The sequence below is a fragment of the Rothia sp. P5764 genome (assembly GCF_048512965.1).
In the GTDB taxonomy this organism is placed as follows: domain Bacteria; phylum Actinomycetota; class Actinomycetes; order Actinomycetales; family Micrococcaceae; genus Rothia.
This window is the reverse complement of record NZ_JBLXXQ010000001.1, coordinates 210,187-225,714: the sequence shown is the minus strand read 5'-3', so window position 1 is coordinate 225,714 and position 15,528 is coordinate 210,187. Positions and strand designations below refer to the sequence as shown.

Genomic DNA, 15,528 nt, shown 5'->3' with positions numbered 1-15,528 from the left:
TGGTGCCAGGAGCGCCGCGATAGATTTTTGGTTGACGGTAAAAATTTTTTCAAACTTTTTTAAGTTTCGCGTCATGAAACAAGTGGAAACCGCTCTTAATAAGTGATGGTGAAAATCATCGGCTGTTACCTACAAGCTGTTTGGGGCTTGAGGATAGCAAGAACCTGGCGGCGCTATGGGAAGCCTTGCCAGGCATAAGGGAATAAAGGGCGCTCATCAATCGTGGGGATTGAGCGAGTGCAATCGCTGGCTATCAAGGTTAGGGACCCTTGATAGCCAGCGCTAAAGCATTGTGCTGTCACCGGGTGCCGGGTCGCTGCTGCTGGAACCAGATAATGAAGCGATCCTGCATGCTACGCAAGCATTTACCGTGTACAGGGCCGTTCGCGGGTTCTGTACACGGAAAACATCGCGAGGATCGCATGGTGCCTTGGTGTGCTGGTGACCGGAATTACAGTATCCAGTTCGTGGGCTAAAGAGGGCATGCGGTATCTGATGGCCTGCATGCGCTTTACATATTGTGGAAATATACCGTAACGCAGAAAATCCCGATAAGCTGAAAGGAAGTCGTTTTCCTTAGCGCGGCTAGTATCTACACGGGGAGATTTATGCGATCATACAATTCTGCTCAAACTGGCCAGTCTGGCCCTGCCGACGAAGTTTTGCTTTCTGAAGTTCGCCAGGGTCAGCTTGAGTCGTTTGGTGTTTTGTATGAGCGCTATGTGGTCATGGCGCGCGCCATTGCTTATAGGCATACCTCAAACCAGACTCTGTCAGAGGATCTCGTATCTGAGGCCTTCGTCAGAATTTTGCAGGCTCTTAAGAATGGCAAGGGCCCTCGCGCTTTCATGGGCGGATATCTTGCCACAACTCTCGCTCATCTGGCTGCTGAGAACGGTCTTATAGCGCAAAAAGAGGTGCTGAGCGAAGAGCATGACCTAGAGCTGGCTGGGTCATTGGATGAGACTGTTCTTAAACTGCATGAGTCCGATGAACTGATTTCTGCATTCACCAGTTTGCCGGAACGTTGGCAGTCTGTTCTGTGGATGACCGAGGTTGAGAATAAAAAGCCCCGTGAAGTAGCTACAGCTCTGAACCTGTCGGCTAATGCTGTTTCCGCTCTTGCCGCTCGCGCACGGGAAAGCCTTCGCGAGGGGTTTCTGCGAGCACATCAACACGCTCCCAAAACTGCTGAGTGCGCGCAGTACTCACCTCACCTCAGCTCTATGGTCCGTGGCTCGCTGACTAAGAAGCGTAGCGAAACTCTACGAGCTCACCTTTCAACATGCTCATTTTGCTCTTCTGAATACCTGAATCTGATCGGTATCAACAAGACTATGCGTACGTGGGTTTTCCCCGTGCTTGCAGGGCTTACGCCGATTCTTACTGACAGTTCTAAGGTCATTCTCCCGTACATCGCCGGTGGTAGCCTAGCCCTGGCTGGTGCAAGTCACAGTGGGGGAGCGGGGCTTGCCTCTTTGATTCCCGGACGCTGGGCTTCTTCCAAACCCTCTCTGGTGGGGGCCGCTGCCGCTGTAACCGCTATTGGTGCGGTGGCCGGTGGCATAGCACTGGTCAATAGCTCGTCCTCTAATTCAACGGTGATTAGTGCCGATTCTCAGCTTGAAACCGCACCAGCTTCAAGCCCTTCGGAAGAGGTAGGTGGCATCGTTGATGCTCTTGTTGATTCGCCCCAAAGCTCAGGCTCGAGCGTCCCCGTAGAATCTTTTAGGGCTCCTGCTGCAGCAGCGCCTAGCATGCTGGTGGATACCCAGACTTTTGATTCTGCTGCTTCACCGCGCGGGCAGCTGGGGCAGAAGGCCTCTCACAGTCGCGCAAGCGCTGGGAATGCCACTGACTCTTCAGCCGGTACTAGCGTAATAAGAAGACCATCGGTGGAAACCCCTCAAGGTCAGACTCTCTCTGCTCTGACCGGTCCCTGGCAGGATGACACGATGGGGGCTCATGGGGCGTCTAAGGAGTCAGCCGATCTTGCGAGCTCTTTAGTATTCTCAAACCAGCCAGATGGTGCCGCTGGAGCCGGTGATACTCAGCAGCCTCCGGTAGCTGAGCCCGAGAGCGATGCCCCGGTAAGATCAACTTTGCCCGTGGATAGTCAGCCACCGGGGGAATCTGTAGCGCCTGTTAATCCTGTAGACCGTACCCAGCCAGTTGCTCCTGCCGATCCTGATACTCCAGTAGATCGTTCTATGCCGGCTGAGCCGACCGACCCGGCTGAGCCGACCGACCCGGCTGAACCAGCTGAGCCGACCGACCCAGCTGAACCAACTGAACCAACTGAGCCTGTTGAGCCGACCGACCCAGCTGAACCAACCGACCCGGCTGAACCAACCGACCCGGCTGAACCAACCGACCCGGCTGAACCAACCGACCCGGCTGAACCAACCGACCCGGCTGAGCCGACCGACCCGGTTGAGCCGACCGACCCGGTTGAGCCGACCGACCCAGCTGAACCGACCGACCCAGCTGAACCAACCGACCCAGCTGAACCAACCGACCCAGTTGAGCCTAAAGAACCTGCTGATCCTGACACTCCAGTGGATCGTTCTATACCGACCGACCCAACTGACCCAGCTGACCCAGCTGAGCCAAGCGACCCTGGAGTTCCCGACCCCAAGGACTGGGTAGGAACCCCCGAATACTACAAGTGGATGGCGCAGGTGCCCTGGGATACAATCGGTAGCCCAGTCAATGACAACCGTATGTGCAGGATTACCTATATCTATTCGGGTAGTCTGGTCAGCTTCGGAACCTACATTCCGCAGATTATTCTTGACTCCCCCTATGCGCTCTATGTTCTAGAGAGCTACTTTGGGCTAGAGGCGATTACAGAGATTACCTGCGTCTAGGAGACATTAAGATAGCTACCGGCCTGCCTCCTGAATGAGTTAGGCCGGTCATAATATGCTCTTCGCAAAAGCACAGCCTCTACCCAGCTAAAGACCCTAGTCTATAAAGCAACAATAACTTTCCTGAGAAAGGTGTAATAGGGTGCACGGCCATAACAACGGGCTTAAAACTGCTCTTTTACTGGGTTCGATGGTCGGTTTTCTCTTGCTCATTGGGGCGGGGCTAGCTGCCTATACCCGTAGTTCTGTGTGGATTATGATTATGGGCCTGGTGGGCGTGGGCATGGTGGCCTATTCCTACTGGAACTCCGATAAAATCGCTATCCGTTCCATGAACGCCTATCCCGTGACTCGCGATCAGGTCCCCGGTCTTTACGAAATTGTTGAGGAGCTCTCAGCCAAGGCCAATCAACCAATGCCGCGTCTCTACGTTGCTCCCAGCTTGACCCCTAATGCTTTTGCTACGGGGCGTAACCCCCAGAATGCGGCCGTTTGTTGCACCGAGGGGATCTTGCAGCTCCTTGATCATCGTGAGATGCGCGGTGTCATCGGGCATGAGCTGATGCACGTCTATAACAGGGATATTTTGATTGGCTCCATCGCTGCGGCTTTAGCTTCTGTGGTGGGAACCATCTCTCAGGTCATGAGCTTTGGCTTGATGTTTGGCGGTAACCGAAACAATGATAACCGGGGCGGTGGAGGGCTCATCTTCACGCTCTTTCTTGCTGTGATGGCACCCCTGGTGGCGGGCGTAATGCAGATGGCAATTAGCCGCACACGAGAATACGATGCCGACCAAGACGGCTCCCAGCTCACCGATGACCCGTTAGCTCTGGCCTCTGCACTGCACAAGCTTGAAAACGGTGTCTCGCGCTACCCCCTGGACCCTGAGAACCCTAAAGTTGCTGGCACAGCCTCGATGATGATCGCCAACCCTTTCCGCGCGGGTCAGATTCAAAACCTGATGGCGTCGCACCCTCCCATGGCTGACCGCATCGCCAGACTTGAAGCGATGGCGCGCGCCAAGGGGCAAATGTAGCCCTGCCGTTTTCGCGTCAGTAAGCGGGTGAATATTTTGCCCTGCCTAGGGAAAGGTGCCCTCTGTTTCAAAGAACAGAGGGCACCTTCTATGTGCTTGAGTGAAGCGCGGGCTAAAACCTAGCGGTAGTTGACAAACTGTAGATCAACTTCGAGGTCAGCACCCTTCAGCAGAGCGATAACATCCTGCAGATCATCACGTGACTTAGATGAGACACGGAGCTCGTCACCCTGGATGGTTGCCTTGACGCTCTTGGGCCCTTCTTCACGAATCAGCTTGGTGATTTTCTTGGCCTGGTCCTGGGCAATACCTTCTTTGATAGAAGACTCAATGCGGTACTCTTTGCCCGATGCATAGGGGTCACCGGAATCCAGGGACTTAAGAGAAATTCCGCGTTTAACCAGCTTGGACTGGAAGACATCAAGAACAGCTAGGGCACGTTCTTCTGAATTAGCCTTAATCAGAATCTTTTCGCCAGAAAAATCAATCTCAGCGCCAACGCCACGGAAGTCATAGCGCTGGGCTACTTCTTTCTGGGCCTGGTTGAGCGCGTTGGAAACTTCCTGCTTGTCGACCTTAGATACAACGTCAAATGATGAGTCGCTTGCCATGCAGGGCACCTCTTTCGTAAGTAATAGTCAGGGACTGGGGCACAAGGTTTTTTGAACCTGAGTGCTTCTCACTATAACCGTACCCTGTTAGAGCGGCTGTCAGCATATTTCTAGAATCGTTATAAAAATGTGACTCCATTCTCAGCAAAACTTCATTTTGCTTTGAAAGGATGAAAGTATGGCTGAAAAGAAAACAGCTGCCCACGCTCAAGCCGGCATACCGTCCGGCTCAGGAACCACTCCGGCGGCGCACCAGATAACTGCAGTAACAGACGAAAGCATTCAGAGGGCTTATGAAGCGCTCATGGCAGATCTGTCTGCAGACGATTTCCTCTTTGAAGCTCTTCCCAACGCTGGGGCAGAGCATAAGCAAGCGGAACTCTTTGCCCCCGAGCTAGGGTCTACCTTGAAGGACCCTTCCATCATTGCTCGTTTTGAGGGTGTTAAAGAGAATCTCGAGCGAGAAATCAAGGGTGGCATGTGTACCCCGGACCAAGCCTACGCCTACTTGGAGAACCTTGAAATCACGCTTCTTTTAGAGCAGGAATCCGCACTGACGTCCTAGCGGAAAACAATATGCTCACTAGCTCCTGCAGTCATGACTGCAGGAGCTCCTTCTTTCTAGAAGTGGGCTTGGCAACAAAAAGGGGTGCCAAGTTGGCAACCGTGGCAAAAGTGTGTAAAGTAGTCTACTGTTCGTTGATACGAATGATTCAAGAAATTGAATACGGCAGATTACCCGAGCGGCCAAAGGGGGCTGACTGTAAATCAGCTGGCATTGCCTACGGGGGTTCAAATCCCTCATCTGCCACAGCGAAAATCCCATCTCATCACGAGATGGGATTTTTTGTTAACTCCTCTTCATTATCAGAGAAACTGGCACCGGGCTTTAGACATGCAGGGGTAAAAGGGGTAGCGTGTTCATCATGGCAACCATTGAAATTACCCAGGAAAACCTCACCCAGCAGGTCGAATCATCAGATATCCTCTTCCTCGACTTCTGGGCTGAATGGTGTGGCCCCTGCAAGCAGTTTGGCCCCATTTTTGAGGAAGCCTCTGAGAAGCACCCCGAGATTACCTTTGGCAAGGTCGATACCGAAGATCAGCAGCAGCTGGCCGCGGCCGCCAACATCACCTCAATTCCTACTGTGATGGGTTTCCGCGAGGGTGTCCTTGTGTTCTCCCAGCCCGGTGCGCTGAACGCTCAACAGTTCGACCAGATCATTGAGGCGGTTAAGGGCTTGGACATGGCTGAGGTTCACAAGCAGGTTGCTGAGGCAGAAGCCGCTCAGCAGGCCGAAGAAAACTAAGCTTCAAAAAATACTTATAGACCTTAGCCATCGGGCTCCCCCAGCAGGGGAGTTCGATGGCTTTGCTATGTCGTGGAGCTAGAAGGAACGGAAGTCTTGCGGGGCGTAGCGGGGCGCCCTGCGGGGTTCGTGGATACCGGTGGCTTTAATGAGGCTGACCACTCGTTGCCGATGCCCGGCATAAGGGGCTAGGAGTTCTAACATGCGGTGGTCATCGCCGCGGACCCCGTCAAAGGCGTAGGTAAGGTGGTGGGCTAAATGGTAGTCACCCACACTGACGGCATCGGGGTGGCCGCAGTACCGCTGGAGTGTTTCTGCAACTGTCCACGGGCCGACACCCGGTATCCCAGCAAGAACCTGGGCCAGCTCCCCTGTAGTGCTTTCTTCCGCAAACCGTTCGAAAGAGGCGGCTTGGCGCGCATAATGGACCATAGTAGAGGAGCGCGAACGGTCAAAACCAGCCCGGTGGTAGTCCCAGTCAGGAATCTGTGCAAAGACATCAGCCGGGGGAAAAAAGAGCAAATCCGCCGGCTGATCGGGGTAGCCGGTCTGAGGGGCCTGCTGGCCGTATCGGCCAAGGAGCGCCCGCATACCTCCCATCGCCTCTATACCAGTTACCCGCTGTTCTGAGATAGCGAGCAGAAGATTTTGGGAAAGCAGGCCAATGGAGGGGAGTCTTAGACCCGGAGCCTCTGCCCTTGCCTGCTTGAGGCGTTCGGGTAGTTGTTGCCAGGCAGGGGAAGCATAGAAGGGCGACCAGCAGTCATTCTCGCCTACCCAGCCTCCAACCTTTTCAGCGAAGGCTTCCAAAGCGCTGGCTGGGGAGAGGGTTCCTGAATGTGTGGACGAGGAGGGACCGGGTGCCCACAGCGTCACATTGAACGGGGCAGATAGACCCGCCCCTGCTGGGCGTGCACACCGAAGGAGGATATTGATGCCTTGCTCATGAGCACTTGCCCAGTGGATGGTCTCGGCGGGGGTGGAAACCGCTCGCATCAGCGGATCAGCCTGGCCTCTTTGCAAGGGTGCAAAAGTCTGTCCCAGGTGCACCGCATGGGTTGGTTCCAGAACAAAAGAGGCGCGCAACATGTTTTCTATCGTCTCATGTGCCGGGCATATTGGAAGACCCGATAAGTCTTACTCAGCTCGACTGTCTATACTTACCAAAGACTGCACCCCAACAGAGAAGAACAATGGCCATTAAGAAACTGCTTGAACACCCCCAGCCGGTTCCTGCGCGAATTGCCGCAACAACCCTAGCTCTGGCAGTCTTTGGTCTCTACAGCACTTACTCCTGGTTCCAGTGGCGGCACTATCTTGTGCCCTCCTGGGATTTAGGAATCTTCGCCCAGCTTGCCAAAGCCTACTCCCAAGGTCAGGCCCCTATTGTTCCTATCAAGGGGGAGGGCTTTAACCTCCTGGGGGACCACTTTCACCCCATTACCATTGCCCTGACCCCCTTTTACTGGTTATGGCCCAGCCCAGCGACCCTGCTCTATGTGCAAAACGGACTGGTCGCTCTCTCTGTCTATTTGCTGATCAGGTTTGCCCAAAAAATAGTGAAGCCCTGGGTGGCTCTTACACTCGGGCTAGCCTACGCCTTGAGCTTCGGTATCCAGCAAGCTGTCTCTGTTCAATTCCACGAAGTAGCTTTCGCCCTACCCTTCCTGGTCATGAGCCTGGGCAACCTAGCGATCATGCGGCTTGAAACCGAGCGCGGCCCCTTTTTACGCCGGGCTGTCTACTGGGCATTCCCCTTGGTGTTTGTCAAAGAGGACATGGGAATTACGGTTCTTGCTATCGGTCTGGTTATTCTTTGGCGAACAGGATGGTTCCGCACAGCTGCAGGAATCCTCTTTCCTCTTGCAAGCGCTGCTCCGGCAACTCTGACACAACGGAGCAAAACGCTCCTGCGTTCTTGGATGAGCACCCCGGCTGTGGCGGAAGCTAGTCTGCTTACCCTCTGGGGGCTGATCTGGCCCCTGCTTGCTATCGGGCTGATCCTGCCTTACTTCAACACAGGGGGAGTCTTCGACTACTCCGATAAGCTTGACGTCGCCGCCGCTCTAGGAGACCCCCTGGGAGCATTCGCTCAGCTCTTTTACCCCTGGCAGAAAAGCGCAACTCTCGGTCTACTCCTACTCACGGGGGTTCTAGCCTGGGCTATTAGCCCCATTGCCTGGGTGGCGGTACCGACTCTTATCTGGCGCTTGCTCTCACCGCAAGAAGGCTACTGGGAACCTACCTGGCACTACAACCTGGTTCTCATGCCCATCATCTTCACCGCCCTGCTGGACACTCTGGCCCGGGCGCAGGCAGGTACTCAGGTTCCTGCCCGCCCCCTCGGCAAGGGCCCGCTGGCTGGTACCCGCAGGTCGCTCCTGGATGGAATGAAGCATCAGGCACCTATTATCTTGCCCGCTCTCACCCTGCTTATTGCTTTAGGAACCCTGCCCTGGCAGCCTCTTGCCCAGCTGGGCCAACCTAGTTTTGCTAGCTCCACGCTCAGCTTGACCGATGAGATGAAAGCAGAAGCTGTAGCGGCTATTCCACAGGGAAGTACCGTGGCCGCCGACCTCTCGGTACTTACCTACCTGGTCCCAGAACACACCGCCTACTGGATCGGACACTCCGGTGAACCCGCCCCAGATTATGTGGTCATCGACCGTATGGGGAGCGCATGGGGCAGCAACCCGCCCTCGAGCGCCGTAGCCTATGCCACCGGCAGGTACGGGTCAGCAGCCTACCTGCCCTACCGAACCATCGGGACAATTGAGATAGCCGTCCGGGCCGACTAAGCGCTGTACCCTCTATCACCACGGGGAACCAAAACCTACAAACTAGGGTAGAGTTGAGAGTGTAAGAATCGGGAACCCCGAAATTTTCTCTTAGCGCTCACGCCCAGCTAGGCAACTAATCACAGGGCTACGCGCGTTCGACGACCATACTTTGGCTAAGCAGAACGTTGAACCAACGATAGAGAACCTGATGTGTAATCAGCTCGCCCAAGCGCGCAACCCAAGTTAGCTACAGCGCCCACGAACCGAAGACCTCACCTAAGCGTAAGGCCCCTCGCGAGCATTCCACGGGGAAACCCGTAAACGCACCACACAAAACCGGTGCGTGCACAACCCCACTCGATGAGGAATACATTGACTGAAAATACTGCTGTGAACGCAGAAACCGCAACTGAACCTGTCTTCCAGGAACCGGTTGTAGACACCCATACTGCCCCCAAAACTCAGACCGAAAAGTCTGATGACGAGGGTATCCGCTTCACTGATCTAGGCCTGGATGCACGCGTCCTCGCAGCACTGGAAAAGGTAGGCTACGAAAAGCCCTCACCCATCCAGGCACAGACTATCCCCCTACTTCTTGAGGGCCGCGACGTTGTTGGCCTGGCACAGACCGGTACCGGTAAAACCGCTGCTTTCGCGCTGCCTGCCCTGTCCACCTTGGCTGAGCTCGCCGACGTCAATGGTGTTTCCAAGGACACCCAGGTTCTGGTTCTTGCACCCACCCGTGAACTGGCTCTACAGGTAGCAGAAGCTTTCTCTTCTTACGCCACCGACATGGAGAACTTCACCGTTCTTCCCGTCTACGGCGGCTCACCCTACGGCCCCCAGCTAGCCGGCCTCAAGCGCGGCGCACAGGTTGTTGTCGGTACTCCCGGCCGTGTCATTGACCACCTCAAGAAGGGCTCCCTGGACCTCTCAAACCTCCAGTACCTGGTACTTGATGAGGCCGACGAGATGCTCCGCATGGGTTTTGCCGAAGACGTTGAATCAATCCTGTCAGAAACTCCTGACACCAAGCAGGTAGCCCTCTTCAGCGCCACCATGCCCAAGACTATTCGCAAGATTGCGGAGAAGTACCTCAACAACCCCGTTGAAGTAAGCGTCAAGTCTAAGACCACCACCAGCGCCAATATCCGTCAGCGCTACATGCAGGTCATGCACTCCCACAAGCTCGAGGCAATGACCCGCGTGCTTGAGGTTGAGGACTACGACGGCATCATCGCCTTCGTACGCACCAAGAAAGAAACCGAAGAAGTAGCTGAAAAGCTCAAGGCTCGTGGCTTCCAGGCCGCCGCCATCAACGGTGACATTCCCCAGGCTCAGCGTGAACGAACCGTTGAGGCTCTGCGCCAAGGCCGTATCGATATCCTGGTTGCGACCGACGTTGCGGCCCGTGGCCTAGACGTTGAGCGTATCTCACTGGTTGTTAACTTCGACATTCCTCACGATACTGAGTCCTACGTGCACCGTATTGGCCGTACCGGCCGTGCAGGCCGTGCAGGCGAAGCTATCCTCTTCATGACCCCTCGTGAAAAGTACATGCTCCGCCAGATTGAAAAGGCTACCCGCCAGCAGGTCGAGCAGATGCACATGCCCACTGTTGACGACGTCAACGATACCCGCAAGCAGCGCTTTGCTCAGCAGATTACTGACACCATTGAGAGTGAAGACCTGAGCTTCTTCCGTACCCTCATTGATGCTTACGCTCTGGAACACGACGTCGAAGGCGAAGAGATTGCAGCTGCACTGGCTGTTATCGCCCAGCAGGGTCGCCCCTTCCTGGCCGAAGAAACTCCTGAGCCCAAGCGCAAGACCCGCGATCGTGATGACCGCGGCTTTGACCGTGATGATAAGCCCCGTGGCGGCCGCCGCCACAAGGACGAAGGCATGGTTGATTTCAAGCTCAACGTAGGCCGCGCATCACGCGTTTCGCCCGCAGCTATCGTGGGTGCCCTCACCAATGAGGGTGGCCTGACCGGTAAGCAGATCGGTTCGATTGATATCCGCCAGCACTTCACCATTGTGGGCCTGCCTGAGGCTGAGCTACCCCGTGACTTCTTTGACCGCCTGCGTGACACCCAGGTTGCTGGCGAGTTCATCAACATCAAGCGCGACCGTGGCCCCAAGGGCGGCGGTTTCGGTGGTAAGAAGTTTGATCGTGATGACCGCGGTGGCTTTGGTAAGCGCTATGACCGTGATGACCGTGGCGGCTTCGGCGGTAAGAAAAAGGGCCGTAAGAAGTTCTAAACCTTTGTGCCGTGAGAACCTAGAGACTTTTGAAAGGCTCGTTCTCGTAGAAGTGTAAGGGGGAGCCCCTCCTGGCTTTCTATTCCTTAGTTGGTTATGCCAGCCTCGGGATGGGCAGGAGGGGCCTTCTTCTGCCCTTGCTTACCCAAGAAAAAGGCTGTGCCTCAGAACACCCAGAAAAATCTGGCTTTCAGTTTGCGCGCAGGCTCAGATGTACCGTAGAGTATTATCTGTTGCCCCGATAGCTCAGTGGTAGAGCGCCATCTTGGTAAGATGGAGGTCCCGGGATCGATTCCCGGTCGGGGCTCTGGTATGAGCCCGTAATAAGGCACATACATGGCGGTGTAGCTCAGCTGGTTAGAGCGCACGACTCATAATCGTGAGGTCGACGGATCGAGCCCGTCCACCGCTACGCCCCGATAGCTCAGTGGTAGAGCGCCATCTTGGTAAGATGGAGGTCCCGGGATCGATTCCCGGTCGGGGCTCAGCTTCAAAACCTCTCCAATCTCACGGTTGGGGAGGTTTTTTCTACGCCCTGGCTTCTTTCGCGCCCAGGGCCGCAGTCGCTACAGGGCTACAATTTGGGAAAATTTAGCAAATATTTTAAAGAGTGGAAGCCTAGGGCCTAGAGTAGGACTATGGCTATTAACCAAGACCTTGTGGGCCGCCTTTACCCGCCCACCGAGCCCTACGCTGTGGGCCGTGAAAAAATCCGTGAATTTGCTACTGCTGTTAAAGCGACCAGCCCCCTGCACTTCGATCTGCAGGCCGCCCAAGCGGCAGGCTACACCGACCTGGTAGCACCACCGACTTTCGCCATTATTCTGGCGCAGAAGGCCGACGCGGCTCTGATTACTGACCCCGAGGCTGGTATCGATTTCTCCCGCGTGGTTCACGCTGACCAGCGCTTTACCCACCACCGCCCCATCGTAGCGGGCGATAAGCTCCTGACTGAAGTTCACGTTGATAGCCTGCGGGTGATGGGGGCTGGGGCCATGCTTAGCACCCGCGAAGAAATCACCACGGTTTCCGGTGAAAAAGTAGCTACCTGCTACTCATCACTTTTGGTTCGGGCGGAGGACTCATGACTGCTATAACTTTTGAGACCCTAGAAAAGGGTGCTGAGATTGGTGCCTGTCAGATTCCCGTGACCCGCGCAGACCTGGTGGCCTACGCCGGTGCTTCAGGGGACTTCAACCCTATCCACTGGAACGAGCGTTTTGCCAATGCGGTGGGGCTACCCGGGGTGATTGCTCACGGTATGTTTACCATGGGTGTGGCTATCCAGCTGGTGACCAACTGGGTGGGGGACGCCGGTGCGATTGTGGATTACCAGACCCGCTTCTCCAAGCCGGTGCCGGTACCCGACGCAGAGGGTGAGAGCTCACCTGCCAGCGGCGGCAACGTCATTTCTGTGGCCGGTAAAATCGGTGCCCTGGACCAAGAAAACCGCACCGCCCGCGTCGACCTGACCGTCACTGCCCCCGACGCCCAGGGCAAAGAGCAGAAAGTGCTCATGAAAGCCCAAGCGCTGGTCCAGCTAGCCTAGTCTCCTTAGGGGGCTAAAAATGCCAGGGGTGCTCCTCTTGCAAGAGGAAGGCCCCACTAATATCGGTGAATAAGAGACGGCCTACCGTGAGTGCTTACTGTTTTACTTCTCAAGGTGTCCCCATCATGCCCCCTTAGGGGTACATGAGCAGAGCGCTAGAATAGACAGCCGACACAAAGAATTAGAACGAGAGAAAACACCCTGGTATGCCCACATCGAGTACAGTCCCTTATCAGCTGACTGACACCCAGATTCGTACCTGGTACCGGGCTGTCCTTAGTCTCTTCTTCGCCAGCGGCCTGGTGGTTTCGGCGCTACTTACCCGTCTTCCCGACCTAGCTACCGGGCTGAATCTGAGTTCCGGACCTATGGGTTTGCTCCTTCTGGGCATGACCGCCGGTTCCTTCTGCGCTGTCAGCTTCTCCGGTGCCCTGGTAGCCCGCTTCGGCGCGATCCGATGTATAGTCGCCGCCTACGCAACAACTGTTACCGGTATGGCCCTGATCGGTTGCGGTGTCTACTATATGAGCGTCCCCATGACCCTGGTGGGGCTGAGCCTACAGGGGCTGGGGAGCGCAGTGTCGAACGTAGCCTCCAACGTGCAGGGGGTCGCCAACGAGCGAGCCCTGGGGCGGTACGTCACCCCGATTATGCACGGCTTCTTCTCCATTGGCACCGTCATGGGTGCAGCTCTGGGCGCTCTAGGCACCCAGCTAGGGCTCCCCTTCGTCGCCCATATGATGAGCTATGCGGTGGTGGTGGCAGCGCTGGTTGCATTCTCGCTAACCCGCTGCCAGACCGAAAATTACGGTCAGGACGATACCAAGGCGCTCGCAACCCTTGGGGCCTATAAGGTCCGTGATGCCTGGCGAGATAAGCACACGATCCTGATTGGGTTTTTCGTGCTGGGTGTAGCTTTGGCTGAGGGCTCAGCAAATGACTGGGTAGCCCTAGCCCTCACCCATGACTACGGCACCAGCAAGACAATCGGCTCGCTGGGCTATTTCACCTTTGTAGTGGCCATGATGGTTGGCAGATTCGGTGGGACGGCACTACTCAACAGGTACGGGCGGGTACTTATTTTGCGGATAACCTGCTCCCTGGCAATCGCTGGCCTGAGCCTGTTTATCTTTGCTCCCAAGGTCCAAGTCGGTTTTGTGGGTTTGCTGATCTGGGGTCTGGGAGCCTCTCTGGGGTTCCCTACCGGTATGTCGGCGGCCTCCGACGACCCGATGAAAGCCGCCGTGCGGGTATCGGTTGTCTCTACCATCGGTTACACAGCCTTCTTAGGTGGCCCGCCCCTGCTGGGCTTACTAGGCGAGCACTTCGGTATTCGTAAGGGGCTGATTGCCGTGCTTATTTTTGTGCTGCTCTCGCTGGTGCTGACTAGCCAGCTGACACCCAGAAAAGATAGGGATGAGCTTCTTGCTATCAGGATCTAGCAAACACCCAGCAGGCTCAGAGGGAGCTTATCTGGAAGGACTCAGGAATGAGTACATACTGGCTTGCTACCAGCCGGTAGAATGGAACCCGTGACTGAGAAGCTATTGAGTGAACTGACCACCGCCGCTGTCGGTGGCCCCGCCCGCACCTACGTCCGCGCAACAACAGAACAAGAAATTATCGCCGCTCTCCGCACCGCCGATGAGGCAGGGGAGGACCTGCTCCTTGTCGGCGGCGGTTCTAACCTGCTGGTGGCAGATGAGGGCTTTGCCGGTACGGTGCTTCACATCGCATCGGAGGGAATCGAAAATATCGGTGACTACGCCTGCGGCGGCGCCAACCTGCGCGTGCAAGCAGGGCACAACTGGGATGCCTTCGTCGCCTACACCGTAGAACGCCAGTACTCCGGTATTGAGGCTCTTTCCGGTATACCCGGTACCGTTGGCGCAACCCCCGTGCAGAACGTCGGTGCTTACGGCTCAGAGGTCGCCCACACCATTGCTTCGGTGCGTACCTGGGATCGTCAAACCGGCAATTACAAAACTTTCGCTAACGCCGACCTCAAGTTCGCTTACCGTGACTCAATCCTCAAGCAGTCAAGCGTCAACGGCACACCCCGCTATGTGGTGCTGACCGTTGATTTTCAGCTACCGCACGGTAGCATGTCTGCCCCCATTCGTTACGCTGAGCTTGCCCGCCAGCTGGGCGTTACTGTGGGGGAGCGTGCCAGCTCTGCCCTGGTGCGCAAGACTGTCCTGGGTCTTCGCGCGGGGAAAGGCATGGTTCTTGACCCGGCAGACCGCGATACCTACTCCACCGGCTCTTTCTTCACTAACCCCATTGTGGATAGCGCCGCCCTTGATACTCTGCCCGAGGACGCTCCCCGCTACCCGGTGACCACAGCCACCGGCCAAACGGTTGAAGGTAAGGTCAAGCTCAGTGCTGCCTGGTTGATTCAGCAGGCTGGCTTTGAGAAAGGCTTTGGTCTAGAGGGCCAGGCCCAGCAGCTTTCCGGCGGTCGCGCCTCACTTTCAACCAAGCACACCCTGGCCATCACTAACCGAGGCGGTGCGGCTACAGCCGATATTGCCGCTATCGCGCGAGCTGTGCGAGCCGGTGTTGAAGAACGCTTTGGCGTGTATCTGGTTGCTGAGCCCGTTGTCGTTGGTTTTGAACTCTAGCCCCTGATGTTACGCTATGAGCCTTGAACGGGAAATTGCCGGTAGCGACGGGAGTCTCTTGCACCGGCGGATGCAGCGGGTACGTGCTTTTATGGGCCGTCACCCTCTTTTCCTCTTGCTTTATCGGGCCCTGGTCATTCTTCTGGGCTTTCTCTGTATTCTTGCCGGCATCATCATGCTGGTTACCCCTGGGCCGGGCTGGCTCTTTATCTTCATGGGCATGAGCCTCTGGGGTACCGAGTTTCACTGGGCTCACCGGCTCAACCTCTGGGTCCGTGCCAAGGTGCTTGCCACCTGGCGGTCCTTTGAAGCCGCTCGCCACCGCAGGCACCGGCGTAAAACTGCCCAACGATGGGCTAAGCGAAGCAACCATAGCCACTACTGCCCCAGCGGATGCCACTACCGCACAAGCAAACCCGGCCGCTAAAACAGCTCAAAGGGCCCATGCACCACCACCTGGTGCATGGGCCTTTTTTAGGT

At 56.1% G+C, this 15,528-nt stretch carries 13 protein-coding genes and 4 tRNA genes; 15 read left to right on the top strand and 2 right to left on the bottom strand.

All coding sequences use genetic code 11. From position 1 onward, the window contains the following. The first annotated feature begins 608 nt into the window (after positions 1-608). Positions 609-2,870 carry a sigma-70 family RNA polymerase sigma factor gene (locus tag ACN08Y_RS01045; protein ID WP_419111596.1) on the top strand — a complete coding sequence of 754 codons (2,262 nt, stop codon included), beginning with the start codon at positions 609-611 and terminating at the stop codon, positions 2,868-2,870. 142 nt (positions 2,871-3,012) lie between these two features. Then, on the top strand, positions 3,013-3,909 hold the full coding sequence (htpX, locus tag ACN08Y_RS01040) for a zinc metalloprotease HtpX (protein WP_419111595.1): 897 nt from the start codon (positions 3,013-3,015) through the stop codon (positions 3,907-3,909). Positions 3,910-4,028: 119 nt separating this feature from the next. Here htpX and ACN08Y_RS01035 read toward each other — a convergent pair whose 3' ends face one another. After that, positions 4,029-4,520, bottom strand: a complete 492-nt coding sequence (locus ACN08Y_RS01035) for a YajQ family cyclic di-GMP-binding protein (RefSeq protein ID WP_419099231.1) — start codon at positions 4,518-4,520, stop codon at positions 4,029-4,031. 178 nt (positions 4,521-4,698) lie between these two features. Between ACN08Y_RS01035 and ACN08Y_RS01030 the strand changes: the two genes are divergently transcribed. The 3 genes from ACN08Y_RS01030 to trxA all read left to right on the top strand — a co-directional run bounded on the left by ACN08Y_RS01030 (position 4,699) and on the right by trxA (position 5,830). Then, positions 4,699-5,085 (top strand): hypothetical protein, encoded by a 387-nt coding sequence (locus tag ACN08Y_RS01030; RefSeq protein WP_419111594.1) that lies wholly within the window; start codon positions 4,699-4,701, stop codon positions 5,083-5,085. 164 nt (positions 5,086-5,249) lie between these two features. Next, a tRNA-Tyr gene (locus tag ACN08Y_RS01025) sits at positions 5,250-5,331 on the top strand. 115 nt (positions 5,332-5,446) lie between these two features. Then, positions 5,447-5,830, top strand: a complete 384-nt coding sequence (trxA, locus tag ACN08Y_RS01020; protein ID WP_419099233.1) for a thioredoxin — start codon at positions 5,447-5,449, stop codon at positions 5,828-5,830. Between the two features lie 78 nt (positions 5,831-5,908). Here trxA and ACN08Y_RS01015 read toward each other — a convergent pair whose 3' ends face one another. Continuing rightward, a complete protein-coding gene (locus tag ACN08Y_RS01015) occupies positions 5,909-6,919 on the bottom strand; it encodes a DNA-3-methyladenine glycosylase family protein (protein WP_419111593.1) in 1,011 nt (336 codons plus the stop codon). A 104-nt stretch (positions 6,920-7,023) separates the two neighbouring features. Here ACN08Y_RS01015 and ACN08Y_RS01010 point away from each other — a divergent pair, with 104 nt between their 5' ends. The 10 genes from ACN08Y_RS01010 (at position 7,024) to ACN08Y_RS00965 (ending at position 15,475) form a co-directional block, all read left to right on the top strand. Continuing rightward, entirely contained in the window at positions 7,024-8,628 is a 1,605-nt protein-coding gene (locus ACN08Y_RS01010; RefSeq protein WP_419111592.1) for a DUF2079 domain-containing protein, read from the top strand. Positions 8,629-8,970: 342 nt separating this feature from the next. Further along, entirely contained in the window at positions 8,971-10,875 is a 1,905-nt protein-coding gene (locus ACN08Y_RS01005; protein ID WP_419099236.1) for a DEAD/DEAH box helicase, read from the top strand. 235 nt (positions 10,876-11,110) lie between these two features. Next, positions 11,111-11,182: transfer RNA gene (locus tag ACN08Y_RS01000), tRNA-Thr, on the top strand. Between the two features lie 31 nt (positions 11,183-11,213). Further along, a tRNA-Met gene (locus ACN08Y_RS00995) sits at positions 11,214-11,287 on the top strand. A gap of 1 nt (position 11,288) precedes the next feature. Next, positions 11,289-11,360, top strand: a tRNA-Thr gene (locus tag ACN08Y_RS00990). Positions 11,361-11,513: 153 nt separating this feature from the next. Then, positions 11,514-11,963, top strand: a complete 450-nt coding sequence (locus ACN08Y_RS00985) for an FAS1-like dehydratase domain-containing protein (RefSeq protein ID WP_419099237.1) — start codon at positions 11,514-11,516, stop codon at positions 11,961-11,963. After that, entirely contained in the window at positions 11,960-12,424 is a 465-nt protein-coding gene (locus tag ACN08Y_RS00980; RefSeq protein WP_419111591.1) for a MaoC family dehydratase, read from the top strand. Before ACN08Y_RS00985 ends, ACN08Y_RS00980 begins: the two co-directional genes overlap by 4 nt. Before the next feature lie 206 nt (positions 12,425-12,630). Beyond that, complete coding sequence (locus ACN08Y_RS00975; RefSeq protein ID WP_419111590.1) at positions 12,631-13,866, top strand: MFS transporter; 1,236 nt, start codon at positions 12,631-12,633, stop codon at positions 13,864-13,866. 90 nt (positions 13,867-13,956) lie between these two features. Continuing rightward, a complete protein-coding gene (locus tag ACN08Y_RS00970; RefSeq protein WP_419104831.1) occupies positions 13,957-15,048 on the top strand; it encodes a UDP-N-acetylmuramate dehydrogenase in 1,092 nt (363 codons plus the stop codon). A gap of 16 nt (positions 15,049-15,064) precedes the next feature. Next, positions 15,065-15,475, top strand: a complete 411-nt coding sequence (locus ACN08Y_RS00965) for a PGPGW domain-containing protein (protein ID WP_419104832.1) — start codon at positions 15,065-15,067, stop codon at positions 15,473-15,475. Positions 15,476-15,528: the final 53 nt, after the last annotated feature.

What these genes read in the sequence shown, in the direction of transcription:
- ACN08Y_RS01045 (WP_419111596.1), top strand. Translation starts at nt 609, where the DNA reads ATGCGATCATACAATTCTGCTCAAACTGGCCAGTCTGGCCCTGCCGAC.
- ACN08Y_RS01035 (WP_419099231.1), bottom strand. Translation starts at nt 4,520, where the DNA reads ATGGCAAGCGACTCATCATTTGACGTTGTATCTAAGGTCGACAAGCAG.
- ACN08Y_RS01030 (WP_419111594.1), top strand. Translation starts at nt 4,699, where the DNA reads ATGGCTGAAAAGAAAACAGCTGCCCACGCTCAAGCCGGCATACCGTCC.
- trxA (WP_419099233.1), top strand. Translation starts at nt 5,447, where the DNA reads ATGGCAACCATTGAAATTACCCAGGAAAACCTCACCCAGCAGGTCGAA.
- ACN08Y_RS01015 (WP_419111593.1), bottom strand. Translation starts at nt 6,919, where the DNA reads ATGTTGCGCGCCTCTTTTGTTCTGGAACCAACCCATGCGGTGCACCTG.
- ACN08Y_RS01010 (WP_419111592.1), top strand. Translation starts at nt 7,024, where the DNA reads ATGGCCATTAAGAAACTGCTTGAACACCCCCAGCCGGTTCCTGCGCGA.
- ACN08Y_RS01005 (WP_419099236.1), top strand. Translation starts at nt 8,971, where the DNA reads ATGAGGAATACATTGACTGAAAATACTGCTGTGAACGCAGAAACCGCA.
- ACN08Y_RS00985 (WP_419099237.1), top strand. Translation starts at nt 11,514, where the DNA reads ATGGCTATTAACCAAGACCTTGTGGGCCGCCTTTACCCGCCCACCGAG.
- ACN08Y_RS00980 (WP_419111591.1), top strand. Translation starts at nt 11,960, where the DNA reads ATGACTGCTATAACTTTTGAGACCCTAGAAAAGGGTGCTGAGATTGGT.
- ACN08Y_RS00975 (WP_419111590.1), top strand. Translation starts at nt 12,631, where the DNA reads ATGCCCACATCGAGTACAGTCCCTTATCAGCTGACTGACACCCAGATT.
- ACN08Y_RS00965 (WP_419104832.1), top strand. Translation starts at nt 15,065, where the DNA reads ATGAGCCTTGAACGGGAAATTGCCGGTAGCGACGGGAGTCTCTTGCAC.